Annotated in this window: 14 protein-coding genes; 2 read left to right on the forward strand and 12 right to left on the reverse strand. The window is 67.4% G+C overall.

Translation table 11 applies throughout. The annotated features are described in order from the left end of the window. The first annotated feature begins 86 nt into the window (after positions 1 to 86). Together LQV39_RS16700 and LQV39_RS16705 are read left to right on the forward strand one after the other, a co-directional pair. Positions 87 to 1,211, forward strand: coding sequence for a polysaccharide biosynthesis/export family protein (locus tag LQV39_RS16700; protein ID WP_230027254.1), 1,125 nt, complete (start codon positions 87 to 89; stop codon positions 1,209 to 1,211). 19 nt (positions 1,212 to 1,230) lie between these two features. Next, positions 1,231 to 3,519: a polysaccharide biosynthesis tyrosine autokinase gene (locus LQV39_RS16705; protein WP_230027255.1), complete on the forward strand. Its 2,289-nt coding sequence runs from the start codon at positions 1,231 to 1,233 to the stop codon at positions 3,517 to 3,519. A 204-nt stretch (positions 3,520 to 3,723) separates the two neighbouring features. Here LQV39_RS16705 and LQV39_RS16710 read toward each other — a convergent pair whose 3' ends face one another. The 12 genes from LQV39_RS16710 to LQV39_RS16765 are packed head-to-tail and all read right to left on the reverse strand — an operon-like array spanning position 3,724 to position 15,432. Continuing rightward, the gene (locus LQV39_RS16710; RefSeq protein WP_230027256.1) at positions 3,724 to 4,920 is read right to left on the reverse strand and encodes an acyltransferase; all 1,197 of its coding nucleotides are present in this window, start codon (positions 4,918 to 4,920) and stop codon (positions 3,724 to 3,726) included. 34 nt (positions 4,921 to 4,954) lie between these two features. After that, positions 4,955 to 5,557, reverse strand: coding sequence for a hypothetical protein (locus LQV39_RS16715; protein ID WP_230027257.1), 603 nt, complete (start codon positions 5,555 to 5,557; stop codon positions 4,955 to 4,957). Between the two features lie 7 nt (positions 5,558 to 5,564). Further along, on the reverse strand, positions 5,565 to 6,155 hold the full coding sequence (locus tag LQV39_RS16720; RefSeq protein WP_230027290.1) for a sugar transferase: 591 nt from the start codon (positions 6,153 to 6,155) through the stop codon (positions 5,565 to 5,567). Positions 6,156 to 6,163: 8 nt separating this feature from the next. Then, positions 6,164 to 7,387: a DegT/DnrJ/EryC1/StrS aminotransferase family protein gene (locus LQV39_RS16725; protein WP_230027258.1), complete on the reverse strand. Its 1,224-nt coding sequence runs from the start codon at positions 7,385 to 7,387 to the stop codon at positions 6,164 to 6,166. Then, positions 7,380 to 8,627, reverse strand: a complete 1,248-nt coding sequence (locus LQV39_RS16730) for a glycosyltransferase family 4 protein (RefSeq protein WP_230027291.1) — start codon at positions 8,625 to 8,627, stop codon at positions 7,380 to 7,382. Before LQV39_RS16730 ends, LQV39_RS16725 begins: the two co-directional genes overlap by 8 nt. Then, positions 8,624 to 9,406, reverse strand: coding sequence for a hypothetical protein (locus tag LQV39_RS16735; RefSeq protein WP_230027259.1), 783 nt, complete (start codon positions 9,404 to 9,406; stop codon positions 8,624 to 8,626). The genes LQV39_RS16730 and LQV39_RS16735 overlap by 4 nt, the downstream gene beginning before the upstream one ends. Then, complete coding sequence (locus tag LQV39_RS16740) at positions 9,403 to 10,107, reverse strand: hypothetical protein (RefSeq protein WP_230027260.1); 705 nt, start codon at positions 10,105 to 10,107, stop codon at positions 9,403 to 9,405. The genes LQV39_RS16735 and LQV39_RS16740 overlap by 4 nt, the downstream gene beginning before the upstream one ends. Positions 10,108 to 10,109: 2 nt before the next feature. Then, positions 10,110 to 11,234: a glycosyltransferase family 4 protein gene (locus LQV39_RS16745; RefSeq protein ID WP_230027261.1), complete on the reverse strand. Its 1,125-nt coding sequence runs from the start codon at positions 11,232 to 11,234 to the stop codon at positions 10,110 to 10,112. Beyond that, positions 11,140 to 12,414, reverse strand: a complete 1,275-nt coding sequence (locus tag LQV39_RS16750; protein ID WP_230027262.1) for a hypothetical protein — start codon at positions 12,412 to 12,414, stop codon at positions 11,140 to 11,142. The genes LQV39_RS16745 and LQV39_RS16750 overlap by 95 nt, the downstream gene beginning before the upstream one ends. 16 nt (positions 12,415 to 12,430) lie before the next feature. Beyond that, positions 12,431 to 13,675, reverse strand: a complete 1,245-nt coding sequence (locus LQV39_RS16755) for a lipopolysaccharide biosynthesis protein (protein WP_230027263.1) — start codon at positions 13,673 to 13,675, stop codon at positions 12,431 to 12,433. Next, positions 13,672 to 14,805 (reverse strand): DegT/DnrJ/EryC1/StrS aminotransferase family protein, encoded by a 1,134-nt coding sequence (locus LQV39_RS16760; RefSeq protein ID WP_230027264.1) that lies wholly within the window; start codon positions 14,803 to 14,805, stop codon positions 13,672 to 13,674. Before LQV39_RS16760 ends, LQV39_RS16755 begins: the two co-directional genes overlap by 4 nt. An 18-nt stretch (positions 14,806 to 14,823) precedes the next feature. Continuing rightward, positions 14,824 to 15,432 carry an acyltransferase gene (locus tag LQV39_RS16765; RefSeq protein WP_230027265.1) on the reverse strand — a complete coding sequence of 203 codons (609 nt, stop codon included), beginning with the start codon at positions 15,430 to 15,432 and terminating at the stop codon, positions 14,824 to 14,826. Between the last annotated feature and the right edge of the window lie 2 nt (positions 15,433 to 15,434).

The following is a 15,434-nucleotide window of genomic DNA, read 5'->3' on the forward strand; positions in this document are numbered from 1 at the left end:
TTGACGTGCGCCAAAGCCATTCCGGGTAGGGGGCTTACCCTGACTCTGATCGCCAGAGGCTGGCAGCACATTTCGACGGGCAACACATGAACGCTTCCAATACGCAATTTCTGGCACGCGCCTACCGCGCCGTGCTGGCGGCGGGCTTCGCATTTGCACTTGCGGGCTGCGCGTCCTCCATCCATTTCCGCTCGCAGGACGGGGCCGGTACGGACGATCCGCCGCCGCCCACGGAAATGATCACCGAAAAGCTGATCGCGGCCGAGCGCCAGCAGCACCGGGAACAGGCGAACGTGGAACTGGAAAAGCTGCTGGTGCCGAATCCGCCGCCTTATGCCATCGGCAGCGGCGACGTGCTCTCCATCGTGGTGTGGGACCACCCCGAACTGGCCGGCAACGCCATGAACACGGGCTCGCTCGCGCCCGACCCCAGCGGCGCCAATACCGCGCCGCCCGGCTTCGTGGTCGATCACCTGGGGCGCATCCAGTTTCCATTGATCGGCATGGTCAGCGTCGACGGCAAGACCGAGGAGCAGGCGCGCGCGCTGCTGACGACCAGGCTGGCGAAGTACCTGGCCAATCCCAACGTCACCCTGCGCGTGCAGTCCTACCGCAGCAAGCGCGTGTACATCGACGGCGAGGTCAAGTCGCCCGGCCTGCAGGCCATCAACGACATCCCGATGACCCTGGTCGAGGCGATCAACCGTTCCGGCGGACTGCTGCCCAGCGCCGACCAGAGCCGCATCGTGCTCGAACGCGGCCAGCAGCGTTATCTGCTGAGCCTGCGCGACCTGGTACAGAAGGGCATCAACCCCGGCCTCGTGATGCTGGCCCCCGGCGACGTGGTCCGCGTGCATTCGCGCGACGAGAGCAAGGTCTTCGTCTCCGGCGAAGTCCTGACTCCCAAGGCTCTGACCATGCACGACGGCCGCCTGACCCTGAACGAGGCGCTCGGCGAAAGCGGCGGCATCAGCCCCCTGAGCGGCGATGCACGCCAGGTCTACGTGGTGCGCAAGACGCCCGAACGCACGCGCGTGTTCCAGCTCGACGCCCGCGTCGCGGGTTCGCTGGCGATGGCCGAGTCCTTCGAACTGCTGCCCAAGGACATCGTCTACGTGGCCGCATCGCCGCTGGCCAACTGGAACCGCAACCTGAGCCTGCTGATCCCCGGCGCGCTGACCTCGGCGGTGACCGCAACCAACAGGCCGTGAAGTAAACAGGAGCACGAACATGAGTACCCCCGGTGAGCCGCACCCCCTGACCCCTGTCGTCCGTACCCCGCCCATCGTCAGCGTGCCTTTCGATCCGCGCGCAGTCGGCGGGCAGTCCGAAGAACCCGTCTTCGACCTCAAGGGCTATCTCCACACCCTGTTCGACAACCGCTGGCTGATCGGCGGCATCACGGCCTTCATCACCCTGGTGGCGGTGCTCTACGCCCTGGTCGCCATGCCCGTGTTCGAGGCCAACCTGATGATCCACGTCGAGGAGGAGAGCCCGAACGCGTCGAAGAACATCCTCAGCGAGGCGTCCTCGCTGTTCGAGACCAAGAAGGCGGCGATCGCGGAGATGGAGCTGCTTCGTTCGCGCATGGTGGTCTCGCGCGCGGTCGACAACCTGCAGCTCTACATCGACGTCCAGCCCAAGTACTTCCCGATTGCCGGCTTCTGGTTCGCCAACCAGAACGGCAATGCGCTGTCCGAGCCGGGCCTGTTCGGCTACGGCGGCTACGTCTGGGGTGCCGAGAAGGCCGAGGTCTCGGTGTTCGAGGTGCCCGAGGCCTGGCTGGGGCGCGAATTCGCGCTCACCGCGCTCGGCAACGGACGCTACCGCTTTTCCGGCGGCGGCCAGCGCATCGTCTTCGACGGCAACGTCGGCCTGCGCTACCGCGTGCCGACGCCGGACGGCGTGATCGAGCTGAAGGTCGACCGCATGGTGGCGAACGCCGGCGCGCGCTTCCGCCTGCGCCGCATCTCGCGGGTGGCGATGATCCAGGCGATCCAGACGGCGCTCGTCATCACCGAGCAGGGCAAGCAGTCGGGCGTGATCGAGGTCAAGCTGCAGGGCGAAAACGCGCGCCGCACCCACACGCTGCTGAGCGAGATCGGCCGCGAATACATGCGCCAGAACCTGGCCCGCAAGACCGAGGAGGCGGAGAAGTCGCTGGCCTTCCTGAACCAGCAGCTGCCGATCCTGAAGCGCCAGCTCGAGCAGGCCGAGGACCGCTACAACCAGTTCCGTAACGAGCATGGCACCGTGGACCTGCAGGAAGAGGCTCGCATGAGCCTGGCGCAGGCGGCGGCGGCCCGCGCCCGCCGCATCGATCTGGTCCAGAAGAAGACGGAGCTGATGGCGCGCTTTACCGAAGACCACCCGATCGTGCAGGCCATCAACCGCCAGCGCAAGGAGGTCGAGGCCGAGATCGACGAGGTCAACGCCCGCATCAAGTCCCTGCCGGTGCTGGAACAGGACGAGGCGCGCCTGACCCGCGACATCAAGGTCAACACCGACCTCTACACGGCGCTGTCGAACACCGCCCAGCAGCTGCGCCTGATTTCCGTGGGCCGCGTCAGCAATGTGCGCATGGTCGACGCCCCGGTGCCGCCGGAGAAGCCGCTCAAGCCGAACCGGCCGCTGATCGTCGCGCTGGCTGTCGTCACCGGCCTCTTCCTCGGCACCCTGATCGCCTTCGCGCGCAAGGCCATGATGGGCGGGATCGACGATCCGCAGAAGATCGAGCGCCTGCTGCACGCCCGCGTGGTCTACGCCACCATCCCACACAGCAGCAACCAGGACAAGCTGATGCGCAAGGCCAAGGGCGACGGCGGCGCGCTGCCGCTGCTGGCCCGCATCATTCCCGAGGACGCGGCGGTCGAGAGCCTGCGCAGCTTCCGCGCCGCCCTGCAGTTCGCGATGCCGCACTTCCGCAACAATATCGTGATGTTCGCCGGGCCGACCCACGGCCTCGGCAAGTCCTTCGTCTCGGCCAACTTCGCGGCCGTGATGGCGGCCAGCGGCAAGCGCGTCCTGCTGATCGACGCCGACATGCGCAACGGCCAGCTGCACCGCTATTTCAGCGTAAAGCGCGAGCGCGGCCTGTCGGACGCCATCCTGGGCAAGAAGCGCGTCGACGAAGTCATCCGCCACGACGTGGTCGAGAACCTGGACTTCGTGCCGACCGGCGAGCTGCCGGCGAACCGCTCGGAATTCCTGCTGCACCTGAACTTCGGCAGCATGCTCGAGCAGGTCAGCGCCCACTACGACCTGGTGCTGATCGATCCGCCGCCGCTGCTGGTCGTGGCCGATGCCCTGATCATCGGTGCGCATGCCGGCGCCGTCTTCATCGTCGCGCGCTCCGGCCAGACCAACGAGTCGCAAATCCACGAGTCGATCAAGCGCCTTAACCACGCCGGCATTTCGCCGCAGGGCGTGCTGTTCAACGACATGGCGCCGCGGCTCGGCACTTATGGCGCCTACAACCGCTTCGGCGCGGCGGGGCAGATCGGATTCTCGGCAAGCTGAGTTTCCAGCGCAGCAGCGCAGAAGAGAGCCGGCCTGATGTCAGGCCGGCTTTTTACGTCCTGTCGCGACACCCAGAGCAGGGCGCCAAGGGAGGATGCAACGAAAAGGGGCCAGGGGAAAGGCGACTGCACGCCGAGAAGGGGCCGGAAACGAAGCGGCGCGCCCGACCGATGGTGGGGCGCGCCGATAAAGAGTAAAACCGTTTTATTCAGCCGAGGCGGAAACAATGGCTGGACGAACACGCTGCGGCTGCACGGCATTCTTGATCGCGCGGCGCAGGCGGAAGGTATGGGACTCGAACAGCCGGTAGGAGACCCAGGCGGTGCCGAGCAGGGCCAGCAGCATGCCGAAGTAGATCGCGTAGTCCAGCGGCGCGTCGACGGCCAGCTTGCTGCGTCCGAATTCCTGCAGGCCCAGGTAGCGCAGCAGCTTGATGGTGGGGATATGGATCACGTACAGGGTGAAGGAGAACTCGGACAGCAGGTGCACGACCTTCGCCAGCCCCTGGTTGAACGCGGAGCGCAGGATCAGCGGGCGCTGCAGCGAGGCCAGGATGAAGAGCAGCGGCAGGCTGTAGACGAGGTCCTGCAGGAAGGAATCGAAGGTGAGATCGTCGTTGCTGCCGTGGATGCGGAACCAGACCGAGCACCCCAGGCCGACCGCCACCAGGGCCAGCCGCAGGCCGTTGCCGCACTCGATGCGCACGCGCGAGAACAGGGCGCCCACCAGCCACAGGGCGAAGTAGAGGGTGATGGCCTGCGGCAGGGCGCCGGCGATCAGCACCAGGGCGGTGGCGGCGGCCACCTGGCCCACGCGGCTGCGGCTCATGAAGACGAACAGCAGCAGCGGGAACTGGATGTAGTACCAGGTTTCGTTGGCCAGGCTCCACAGCGCGTAATTGCCGCCGAAGTTCCTGACCAGCACGGTTTGCAGGCCCAGCAGGTTGCCGAAGAAGGCTGTGGCCGAGTACTCGTTCGCGGTGGCGAAGTCAGCGCGGCCCGGGTCGGCGTCGGTGATGAAGATGCCCACCGCCAGCATGAAGCACATGGCCGGCACCAGTACCGTCCACAGGCGGGTGGCGCGGTCGATTGCATACGAGAGCAGGGCGCCGGGCTGGCCGATGCGGTTGAGCAGGCTGCCGCCGACCAGCCAGCCGCTGATCAGGAAGAACACGACCACGGCCTGGTGGGCGAATCCGGTGGCGAAGGCCAGCAGCTGGTAATACAGGGGCGGGTCGACCATCCCTTTCAGGCCGGGAAACATCTCGGAGCGCAGGTGGGCGGCTGCGACCTGGAGCGCGGCCAGGCCGCGCATCAGCGAGATCAGCAGGGAGTGGACGGAGTTGCTGTCCAGCTGACTCTGTCGCTGCCAATGGATCTTGGGAAGGATGGTGCTGCTCATAATGTCTCCCGTCGTGAAGGAGTTAAGAAAGGGGCTAGCCGCAGTGGTCCCACGGCGTTGGATAATGATTGCCGGACAGGGCCAGCGCCACCTTGATCATCCAGTAGCCGACCGAGGCCGAGCGGAGAATCCAGGTGACGGCGATCCAGGCGGCGAGGCAGCAGACCAGGGCCCGGCGTGGCGGTGGTGCGGGCACGTCGCCGGTCAGGTGGATCGCGCACACCGAGGCGCCGGCGCCGATGAGCCAGCCGCCGATCGCCTCGGCCGCCGTGTGCTCGCCAGCATGGACCAGGGCGGCAGCCACCATCGCCCCCAGCGCCAGGGCGGCGGCGGTGGCGGTCAGGCGCAGCATCGTGCCTTTGGCGCGCAGCAGCAGGAAGGTCAGCACGGGAAACACCGTGGTGAAGCTGGCGGCATGGCCGCTGATGGCCTTGTAGTCGAGGGCGGGCAGACCGGTCGCCCAGCCGAGGAAGGCGATCTTGGTCGCCGCCACCAGCGCCAGGGCGAGCGCGAACACCAGGCTCCAGCCGAAGGCCGCGCGCCAGGCTTTGGCGGCCAGCAGCCAGGCCGCGATGGCGGCGCCCGCCGGCAGGGTCAGCGACAGGTCGCCCAGGTGCAGGAGCTGGGACCAGGCCATGGTGTCCTCATCGCAGGATCGCCGCCAGGGTGCGGAAGATGATCCGCAGGTCGAGCCAGAACGAGCGCTCGCGCACGTAGCGCTGGTAGTACTCGAGCTTGACCGGCAGGATGGTGTCGACATAGGCGCGCTCGGGATCCTGCGCCTGGCCGAGGATCGCGCTCTCGTCCCTGTACAGAATGGCCGCGAGGTCGGTGACGCCCGGCCTGACCGAGAGCACGGCCTTGCGTACCGCTGGCGGATAGCACTCGACGTAGCGCGGCACTTCCGGGCGCGGGCCGACCAGGCTCATGCTCCCCTCGAGCACGTTCAGCAGCTGCGGCAGCTCGTCGAGCTTGTAATGGCGCAGGAAGCGGCCGGCGCGGGTCACGCGCGGATCCTGCCCGACCGTCAGTTGCCGCCCGCCGTCGGGCCGATCGGCCATGGTGCGGAATTTGTAGATGTCGAAGGGCACGCCGTGGCGCCCGATCCGGACCTGGCGGAACAGCACCGGACCCTTTGAATCGAGCTTCACCCACAGCGCCACCGCCAGCAGCAGCGGCGCCAGCACCAGCAGCCCGGCGCCGGCGGCCAGCAGGTCGAAGGATCGCTTGATCAGTCCGCCCATCATGCGAGCAGCTCGCGCAGGGTGGCGATCACGCGGTCCTGGTCGGCGTCGCTCATCTTGGTGTACAGGGGCAGGCTCAGGATCCGCTCGTAGCAGGCTTCGGCGATCGGGAATTGCGAGGCCGACAGTTCGCAGGAATTGCGCCATACCGGCTGGCGGTGCAGCGGAATGAAGTGGACGCTGGTGCCGATGCCGCGCTGCGACAGCTTCAGGATCAGCTCGTCGCGCCCCATGCCTGCTTCCGGCGCCAGGCGCACCACGTACAGATGCCAGGCGTGGGTGCTGCCGTTCGCCGTATCGGCCAGCGGCGGCAACTGCAGAGGCAGCCCGGCCAGGGCTTCGTGGTAGCGCCGCGCCAGGTGTTCGCGGCGCTGCCAGAAGCGGTCGATCTTGCGCAGCTGCTGGATGCCGATGCTGGAGGCGATGTCGGTCAGGTTGTACTTGAAGCCGGCGGCCACCACCTCGTAATACCAGGCCGGGGTGCGCGAGACATAGCGGTTGAAGGCGTCCTGGCTGATGCCATGCAGGCGCATCAGGCGGATGCGGCGCGCCAGTTCGGCGTCGCGCGTGACCACCATGCCGCCTTCGCCAGTGGTCATGGTCTTGTTCGCGTAGAAGCTGAAGACGGTGATGTCGCTCTCCAGGGTGCCGACCAGACGGCCCTTGTAGCGGGTCGGGAAGGCGTGCGCCGCGTCCTCGACCACGCGCAGGCCGTGGCGCCGGGCCAGGGCCAGCAGGGCGTCCATGTCGCAGGCCAGGCCGGCGTAGTGGACCGGCAGCACGGCGCGGGTGCGCGGCGTGATGGCGGCCTCGACGGCTTCGATGGACAGGTTCATCCGTTCCGGTTCGACGTCGACGAAGACCGGCCTGGCGCCGAGATAGCGCACCACCTCGGCGGTGGCGGTGAAGGTGAGGGTGGGCACGATCACCTCGTCGCCGGGGCCGATGCCTAGGCTCTCCAGGGCCAGGTGCAGGCCGGCGGTGGCGGAATTCACCGAGATCGTCTCGACCTCGCCGCCCAGGTAGGTCTTGAAATCCTGTTCGAACTGGCGCGTGGCCGGTCCCGTCGTCACCCAGCCCGAGCGCAGGCAGGCGACCACGGCCTCGATCTCGGCCTCGTCGATATCCGGCAGGGCGAAGGGCAGGAAGGACGCGGGCTCGGTGACGGCGGCAGCGGCAGCGGCGGCGACAGTTGCGGCTTCGGACTCGTGATGTTCAGCCATGGCTAGGTTCTCCAGCAAATGCGTTCAGGAAGCGGCGTCCGAGGACGGGATAGGTGTGGTTGGCAAGGGCGAAGCGGCGGCCGCGCTGGCCGAGCACGGCGCGGCACTCGGCGCCCATCGCCAGCAGGTTGAGGATGCCGTCGGCCACCGCCTGCGGGTGTTCCGGCGGCACCGTCAGGCCGCAGCCGGCTTCCGCCACCGGGTCGTTGCCGGCCTCGACCGCATGCAGGATGGGACGGGCCGCCATCATGTAGTCGATCAGCTTGTTGGGCGAAATGCCGAAGCGGTACAGGGGCTGGCGCCGCCAGCCGATGTAGGCGAGGTCGAAGCGCGCCAGCAGGGCCGGCACCTGGGCTTTCGGCACCGGGTTGAAGAAATGCACGTTCTCCAGGCCAAGCTCGATTGCCTGCCGCAGCAGGGCCGGCTTGTCGGGGCCGCCGCCGACCAGCACGAAGGCCACCGGCTGGCCGCGCAGCCTGGCCGCCGCGTCGAGCAAGGTTTCGAGGGCATTCGAGATCCCATGGGTGCCGGCATAGCCGACCACGAATTTGCCTTGGCGGTGCAACTCGTCCAGGGTGTCGGCCAGGGCTACCGGCAGCGCCGCCGGGGCGCCTTCCCATTCGGCCGGATCGACGCCGTTCGGCACCAGATGCAGTTTCGAAGGCGCCATGCCGTGCGCTTCCAGGTGCTCGCGCACGCGCGGCAGGATGGACACGATGGCATCCGCGCGGCGGCAGGCGAAATTCTCGGCGGCCTGCAGCAGCATGATGAAGGGGTGCCAGCGCGAGTAGCCGCCCAGCTCCATCGGCGAGAGCGGCCACAGGTCGTGCAGCTCGAACAGCAGGCGCGCGCCGGCCAGGCGGGCGATGCGGTGCGCCGGCCAGATGTCGAGCGGATAGGTGCTGGAGGCGATCACGGCGTCCGGCTTCAGCCTGGCCGCCAGCGCCGCGCCTTCCCGCCGCAGGCGCATGACGAAGGCCGCCATGTTGCGCACCCGGGCCAGGCCGTTGCCGCGGTAGGGCGGCGTCGCCAGCCACAGGTAGTCGATGCCGTCGATTGTTTCCGTCAGCTGCGCGGCGCCGCCCATGCCCGGCGCCAGCGTGCGTACGTGCGACTCGGAGGAGGCGACGATGGTCACTTTATGACCTTGCCGCACCCATTCGCGCGCCAGGTAATAGGGCCGGTACTCCATCCCGTGACGCACGGAGCCGGCGTAATGGTTGATCAGCAGGATGTTCATCGGTGCCACGCCACTTCCTCGGCCAGCCGCTGCAGGTTGCAGCGGGTGCTTTCCAGCCAGTTGGTTTCCCATTGCACGGGGTGGGTCAGGAAGCAGATGCGCTCGTGCTGGCCCAGCGCCGCGAAGGGCGAAATCGGGTAGTAATAGACCGGGTAGGGGCGGTCGCTGATGTAGAGGTCGAAGTGGCGCAGCAGCTCGGTGTCGTAGGACTCGCATTCGATGCCGCAGCGCCGGCGCAATTGTTCGTCCCGCAGCAGCTCGTGGTTGATGACCTTCAGCCGGCGGTTGGCGAAGTCGCCGTGGCTGGCCACGGTCGCCATCTGCATGCCCAGCTGCTCGCGGATGCGGGTGAAATTGCGCACGAACATTTCGCGGATTTCCGGGAAGCGCTCGCGCACCGAGTCGCCGCAGCGCAGGCGATGCCGCTTGGCATAGGTAGCGACTTCCTCGTAGTGGTAGCTGGCCTCGCCCCCGGCCGCCTCGATCTCGCGCATGAAGCCGTAGTCGAGGGTGCTGAGGCGGAAGTAGTAACTGGCCTGGACTCCATGCTTCACTTCCAGGTCGAACATCTTGCGGGCGGTGCGCAGGTCGCTGTCGATGTCGTGGCGGTGCACCAGCACCTTGCCCGGGTCCTCGCCGGCGTGGACCTCGCGGTAGAAGGAGCGCACCGACAGCTGCCGGTAGCCCGCCTGCGCCGCCTTGAGCAGCAGCGCTTCGTATTCCGCCATCCGTGACGGCATCAGGTAGTCCGCGTACAAGCGGTTGAGCAGCTTCTTCATTGCAGGCTGTACTTCACACGATAGGGTTGGTAACCGAGGATGCGTTTGAACTGCTGCAGGCCGGGCTGGGCGCCGAAAAAGGTGTCGTACATGACGTAGCGCACCCGCTTTTCCTCCAGCAGGCGGCTGACGATGTCGACCATCAGCAAATGCATGATGCCGTCGTTGTTGCGAATCCCGATCAGCTGGGAAAAGGCGCTGAAATTGCCGTAGTGGCCGATGTTGGCGTAGGCCACCAGCCTGCCCTCAAGGTCCAGCACGCCGTAGTAGCTGAAGTGGGGCTGGCGCTCGAAGCGCATGACCTTCTCGCGGTACTTGTCGTCCATCGGCCGGCCCTGGCGCTCTTCCAGCGAGGTGTTGATCGCGTGGATGGCGTCGACGTACTCGTTGCGCTCGATCTCGGTGCAGACATAGCCGCGCGATCGGGCCCGCTTGGCGTGCCAGGCGCCCCGGTTCTTGCCCTGGATCTCCTCCAGATAGGCCGGCGGCCCGGTAAAGCGGCCAAGGTCGATCAGGGCCGCGCCCATGGTCTTGTTGCCGATGAGCTTGTAGCGCGGATGCCGCCGCGTGTAGTAGCGGTAGGTCTTCGCGATGTCCTCGGGCTCGATGCGGGAATCGAACTGCAGGCGCGCCACGGGCATGCGCAGCAGCTCGCGCAGGGTGGCGCTCAGGGTGTCGTATCGTCGCAGGAAGGTGTTCATGGTCAGGCGGTACGGGTGGGTGAAAGGGCGAGGCCGTCGTGGAAGGCCAGCAGCTTGTCGGCCTCCCCGCGCCAGTTGTAGCGGGCGTGGACGGCGCGGCGGCCGTTTTCGCCCATCAGGCGGGCCTTTTGCGGGTGGCGGCAGAAATCGTCGATGGCCGCCGCGATCGCGGCCGGATCGAGCGGATCGACGCAGACGCCGCAGCCGTTGCCTTCGACGATCTCCTGCCACAGCGGGAAGCGCGAGGCGATCACCGGCAGTCCGGCCGCCATGTACTCGAACATCTTGACCGGCAGCGCATCCAGGTAATTCACCACCGGATGCAGGGTGACGAGGCCGGCCATGGCGCGGCCCATCGCGCGCTGCACCCCAGCGCGGTCCAGGTGACCGTGGGGGTCGACCCGCTCCCAGCCGGGATAGCCCATGACCTCGCGCTCCAGCGCCGCCTCCGAAAAGCTGCCCACCAGCGACAGGCGCGCGGGCGTGCGCAGCAGTTCGCAGGCGCGCACCAGCTCGCGGATGCCGCGGATCTCGGAGATGCTGCCGACGTAGCAGACTTCCATCGCCTTGTGGTCCCAGTCCGGGGCCGCGTCGAATTCCTGCAGCACCGGATAGTTGTTGACGTCCACCGTGTTCGGATTGATGCCGGCCAGGCGTTCGCGGATGAAGGGCGTGGCCGCGATCAGGCCGTCGAAGCGGCGGCAGGCGCGGCGTTCATAGGCGGCGAAGACGCTCGAGAGCAGGTGCCGCGAGAAGCGGTTCAGGTAGGGCTTGGCCAGCAGCTGGGTTGGCACGTCCTCGTGCGAGTCGAACACGACCTGGCGGCCGCGCCGCTTCAGGCGCAGTCCGGCCGGGATCAGCTCCGGGTCGTGCAGCTGGTAGACGTCGGCGTCGAGGCTGAGCGCGGCGCGCAGCACCCGGCCGGTGGTGCGCAGCACGCGGTGCAGGCGCCCGCCGGGGCGGCCGACGTCGAGGATGCGCACGCCGTCGGCCCGCTCCTCGCCCAGGCCGTCCGCCACGACCAGGGTGACCTCATGCCCGCGAGCTGCCAGGCTGCGGCATTGCTTGACGAAGATCCTCGTGTCGTAGCGGGGATGGGCTGAGGTGAGGTGGACGATATTTGCCATATTTTCTCTCGAACCGGTATTGCGAGTAAGCGCCGAGCGTTGCTCCGATGAGCATGTCGGTGAAGAAGTGCGAAGAAATCAAGAGCAGGACGGTGACGCAGGCCATGGAAAAGCCGAGGATGAATTCCGGGCGCCGGCGGCCCGCCAGGTACTCCTTGAAGAACATCGGGATTGCGGGAACGATGGTGATGGCCAGCACGTAGACGAAGCCGAACAGTCCCAGGTCGACCCAGGCCGACAGCACGTTGTGCGAGTAATAGCCGGGCGCATAGCTGGCGTAGTCACCGAGGATGGGATGGGCGGCGATGGTCTGGCGCGCGTACACGGTCAGGTGGTGGCGCTTGTTGGCCGAGGTCGAATGCGACAGGTCCACCAGTTCGAGGATGCGGCTTTCCGGCAGGGGGGCGATGATGTCGTCGAGGTGGACGTAGATGGCCATGCCGATCACCACCGCCAGGCCGAGGAAGACCAGCTTGTGGCGCGAAAAATAGAATTCGATGATGGGGATCGCGAACAGCAGGGCCGCGAACTCGCTGCGCGCGGTATTCACGAACAGGGTCGCCGCGCCGACCGCGTACAGGGCCAGGCGCAGCGGCATCGAGCGGGTGTAGGCGACCACCGGCAGGAAGGTCATCAGGTAGGAGCGCGCGAAGCCCTGGTAGGTGGCCAGGCTTTCGGCGTCCCGTGCGATGCCGAGGGCGCCCAGGTAGAACACGCCGTTGACGGAAAAGCTGAAGGCGATGGCGGACATCCCGGCCAGGCTGGCGAGGGCCATCAGGCGGAACTGGCGGTGCTCGAAATCGATGAAGGTGAACATGATGAAGGTGTTCACCATGAACAGGATGCAGACCAGGTGGTTGGCGATGATGGCGCGGTTGGCGCCCGCCGCGGCGTTGACGATGATGACGGCCACGAAGTAGGCGTTGAACAGGCCGTAGTGCAGGTCGACCGCGGAGCGGCGCCGGGCGTCCAGCCGCATGCGCCGGTAGTACACGAAGAACAGCGGCAGCATGTAGGCGATCGAGATCGGCGAGAAGTAGCCGCCCAGGAAGGCCCCGGTGGTGCCCGTGCCCAGCAGCGTGTGGTAATAGAAGAAGCCTGGGAACAGCAGAAAGAACGCCGAGTTCAGCAGCAGCTGTTCGCGCGTGTTCGTGCCGGGCCTGTGGGTGCTCGTTTTCATCGTGCTGTCCATCGCTTCATGCCGGCGCCAGCCTGTTCCCGGAGCATTCGTAGGACATGCGCAGGTAGACCAGGTAGAGCATCGAATAGCCGATCGTGTACCACAGCACGTTCTGGCGCAGCGTTCCCGGGGCCAGGAAGGCGCACAGGGTCATCAGGAACAGGGCGACCTGCCACAACAGGTCGACTTTCTGCCGGCCGGTCACGAAGAACACATAGCTGAGCGGGCTGGCGATGAAGTTCAGGAAGCACAGTGGCGCCAGGATCTGCGCCAGCTCGCCGGCCGGGCGCCAGTTGGCGCCGAAGGCAAAGGCGAACAGCTGGGGCGAGAACAGCAGCAGCACCACGGCCGGACCGAGGCCCAGCAGCGACAGGGCCTTGAAGGTGTAGCGGTAGGCGCGGCGGCAGTTGCCGACGGTTTCGAATTCCTGGACGGATTCGCGCTTGAACACTTCCAGTACCGAGGCGGCCAGCAGCGAAACCGGGGCGGCCAGCACGCGGTTGGTCAGGGCGTACAGGCCGGCGGCCAGGGCGCCATGGCGCATGCCGATCAGGAACAGCGGCATCTGGCTGACCAGGGCGTTGAGCAGGTTCGAGGGCAGCGAGAAGCGCCAGAACTTCTGGTGCCGCAGCAGATAGGCCGTCGCCGAATGGTCCAGGCGCAGCGTGAGGCGCGGCGAAGGTGGGCGCAGCAGCAGGTTGGCGGCGAACAGCCCGGCCGTCAGGCCGATCAACTGCCCGGCGAGCAGGCCGAACTCGCCGGCGCCGAAGTACAGCAGGACCAGCTGGCTGAGCGCGATCGTGGCCGCGCCCCAGACCTTGGCGCGGGCGGCCTTGCCGAAAGCCTTGTGCGAGGTGGCGTAGGCCAGCGTGGTCTGGGTGTAGGCGGTCAGCCAGGTACCCAGGCCGATCACCGCCAGCGCCAGCCAGGACTGCTCGCGCAGCGCGGGCAGCCCGAAGGCGTGGGCGCCCATCGCAGCCAGCGACACCAGCACCGCGGTGATCGAGGCCGTGTAGAGCACCACGCTGAAGCAGACCCGCTGCTGCTCCTTCTCGTGGTCGAGGATCATCGCCGTTTCCAGCCGCAGGGTGGCCGCGATGGCGGAGACGGCGACGACCCCGAGCCAGACCGAGAAGGCGCCCATTTCGCTGGGCGTGCACATGCGAGTGATCAGGGGCGCGGCCAGCAGGGGCATGGCCTGGGCCCCGAGCGCACCGCCCAGTACGGTGCCGACATGTTTCCAGAAGCCCGGCAGGCTCATACGCTCAAGACCGCAGCGGTGGCCGCGCCGGTTTCCTGTGCGGCGCGCAGCAGCGTATCGCACACGGTGCGGATCTCGGCGTCCGACAGGTAGGGCCCCATCGGCAGGCTCATCACCTTGCCGGCCAGGGCGTCCGACGCCGGGCAGGCGGCCGCTGGGTCCAGGTGGGCATAGGCCGGCTGGCGGTGGATGGGCACAGGATAGTGCACGGCGGTCGGGATCTTCGCCGCCGCCAGCGCCGCCTGCAGCTCGGCGCGCTGTTCCAGCACCACCGTGTACTGCGCATACACGCTGGTGCGGTCCTCGCGCCGCAGGATGGGGCGTACGCCGGCTTCATTGCCGAGCAGCAGGGCGTCGTAGGTGGCGGCGGCGCGCTGGCGCTGCTGCAGTTCCCAGTCGAACAGTTCGAGCTTGGCCAGCACCACGGCGCACTGCAGGGTGTCCATGCGGCCGCCGACGCCGATGCGGGTGTGCACGTAGCGCTTGGACTGCCCGTGCACGCGGATCTCGCGCATGGCCCTGGCCAGTTCGTCGTCGCTGGTGAACAGGGCGCCGCCGTCGCCGTAGCAGCCCAGCGGCTTGCTGGGGAAGAAGCTGGTGCAGGCGATGCCGGACAGGTTGCAGCTCTGGCGGCCGCGGTAGCTGGCGCCGAAGCTCTGGGCGGCGTCCTCGATGACGGCCAGGCCGTGGCGTTCGGCGATGGCATTGATCTCGTCCATGTCGGCCGGCTGGCCGTACAGCGACACCGGGATGATGGCCCGCGTCCTGGGCGTGATCTTTTCCTCGATCAGGGCCGGGTCGATGTTGCAGGTGAGGGGATCGATGTCGACGAAGACCGGGGTCGCCCCGAGCAGCACGATGGCCTCGGCGGTGGCGATGAAGGTGAACGGCGTCGTGATCACTTCGTCCCCGCGTCCCACGCCCAGGGCCATCAGCGCGACCAGCAGGGCTTCGGTGCCCGAGGCCACGGTGATGCAGTGGCGCGCGCCGGTGTACTCGGCCAGGCGCGCTTCGAGCTCGCCGACTTCGGGGCCCATGATGTACTGGCCATGGTCGAGGACCGCCTGGATGCGGCCGTTGATCAGCTCGCGCGATGCCTGGTATTGGGACTTGAGGTCGATGAATTCCATGATGTCTTGTCGCTCCGGTCAGAGTTGGGAGTGCGAGGGAAGCAGGCTGCAGACGCCGTTGACCAGCTGGTAGACCTCGCCGGTATGCGGGCAGGTGGCCTCGCCGTTGCCGCTGAGGCGCAGCGGCAGGCGTTCGCCGAAGCGGCTGATCCAGCCGACCTGGCGCGCCGGCACGCCGGCCATCAGGGCGAAGTCCGGCACGTCCTGCTTGACCACCGCGCCGGCGCCGATGAAGGCATAGGCGCCGACGGTTACGCCGCAGACGATGGTGGCGTTGGCGCCGATGCTGGCGCCGTGCCGCACCAGGGTGCGCCGGTATTGATCCTTCCTCACGATGCCGGAGCGCGGGTTGTAGACGTTGGTGAACACCATGCTGGGCCCGCAGAACACTTCGTCCTCGAGGGTGACGGCGTCGTAGACCGAGACGTTGTTCTGGATCTTGACCCGGTCGCCGATCACGACGTCGTTGCCGACGAAGACGTTCTGGCCGAGCGAGCAGCCGGCGCCGATGCGCGCGCCGCCGCAGACGTGGGAAAAATGCCAGACCCGGGTGCCGGGGCCGAGCACCGCGCCCTCGTCGACGATGGCGCTGGCGTGCACGGCATGGGATTCGAGAGGCGCGTTCACGA

The sequence above is a fragment of the Massilia sp. Bi118 genome (assembly GCF_918697865.1).
Taxonomy (GTDB): Bacteria; Pseudomonadota; Gammaproteobacteria; order Burkholderiales; family Burkholderiaceae_D; genus Telluria.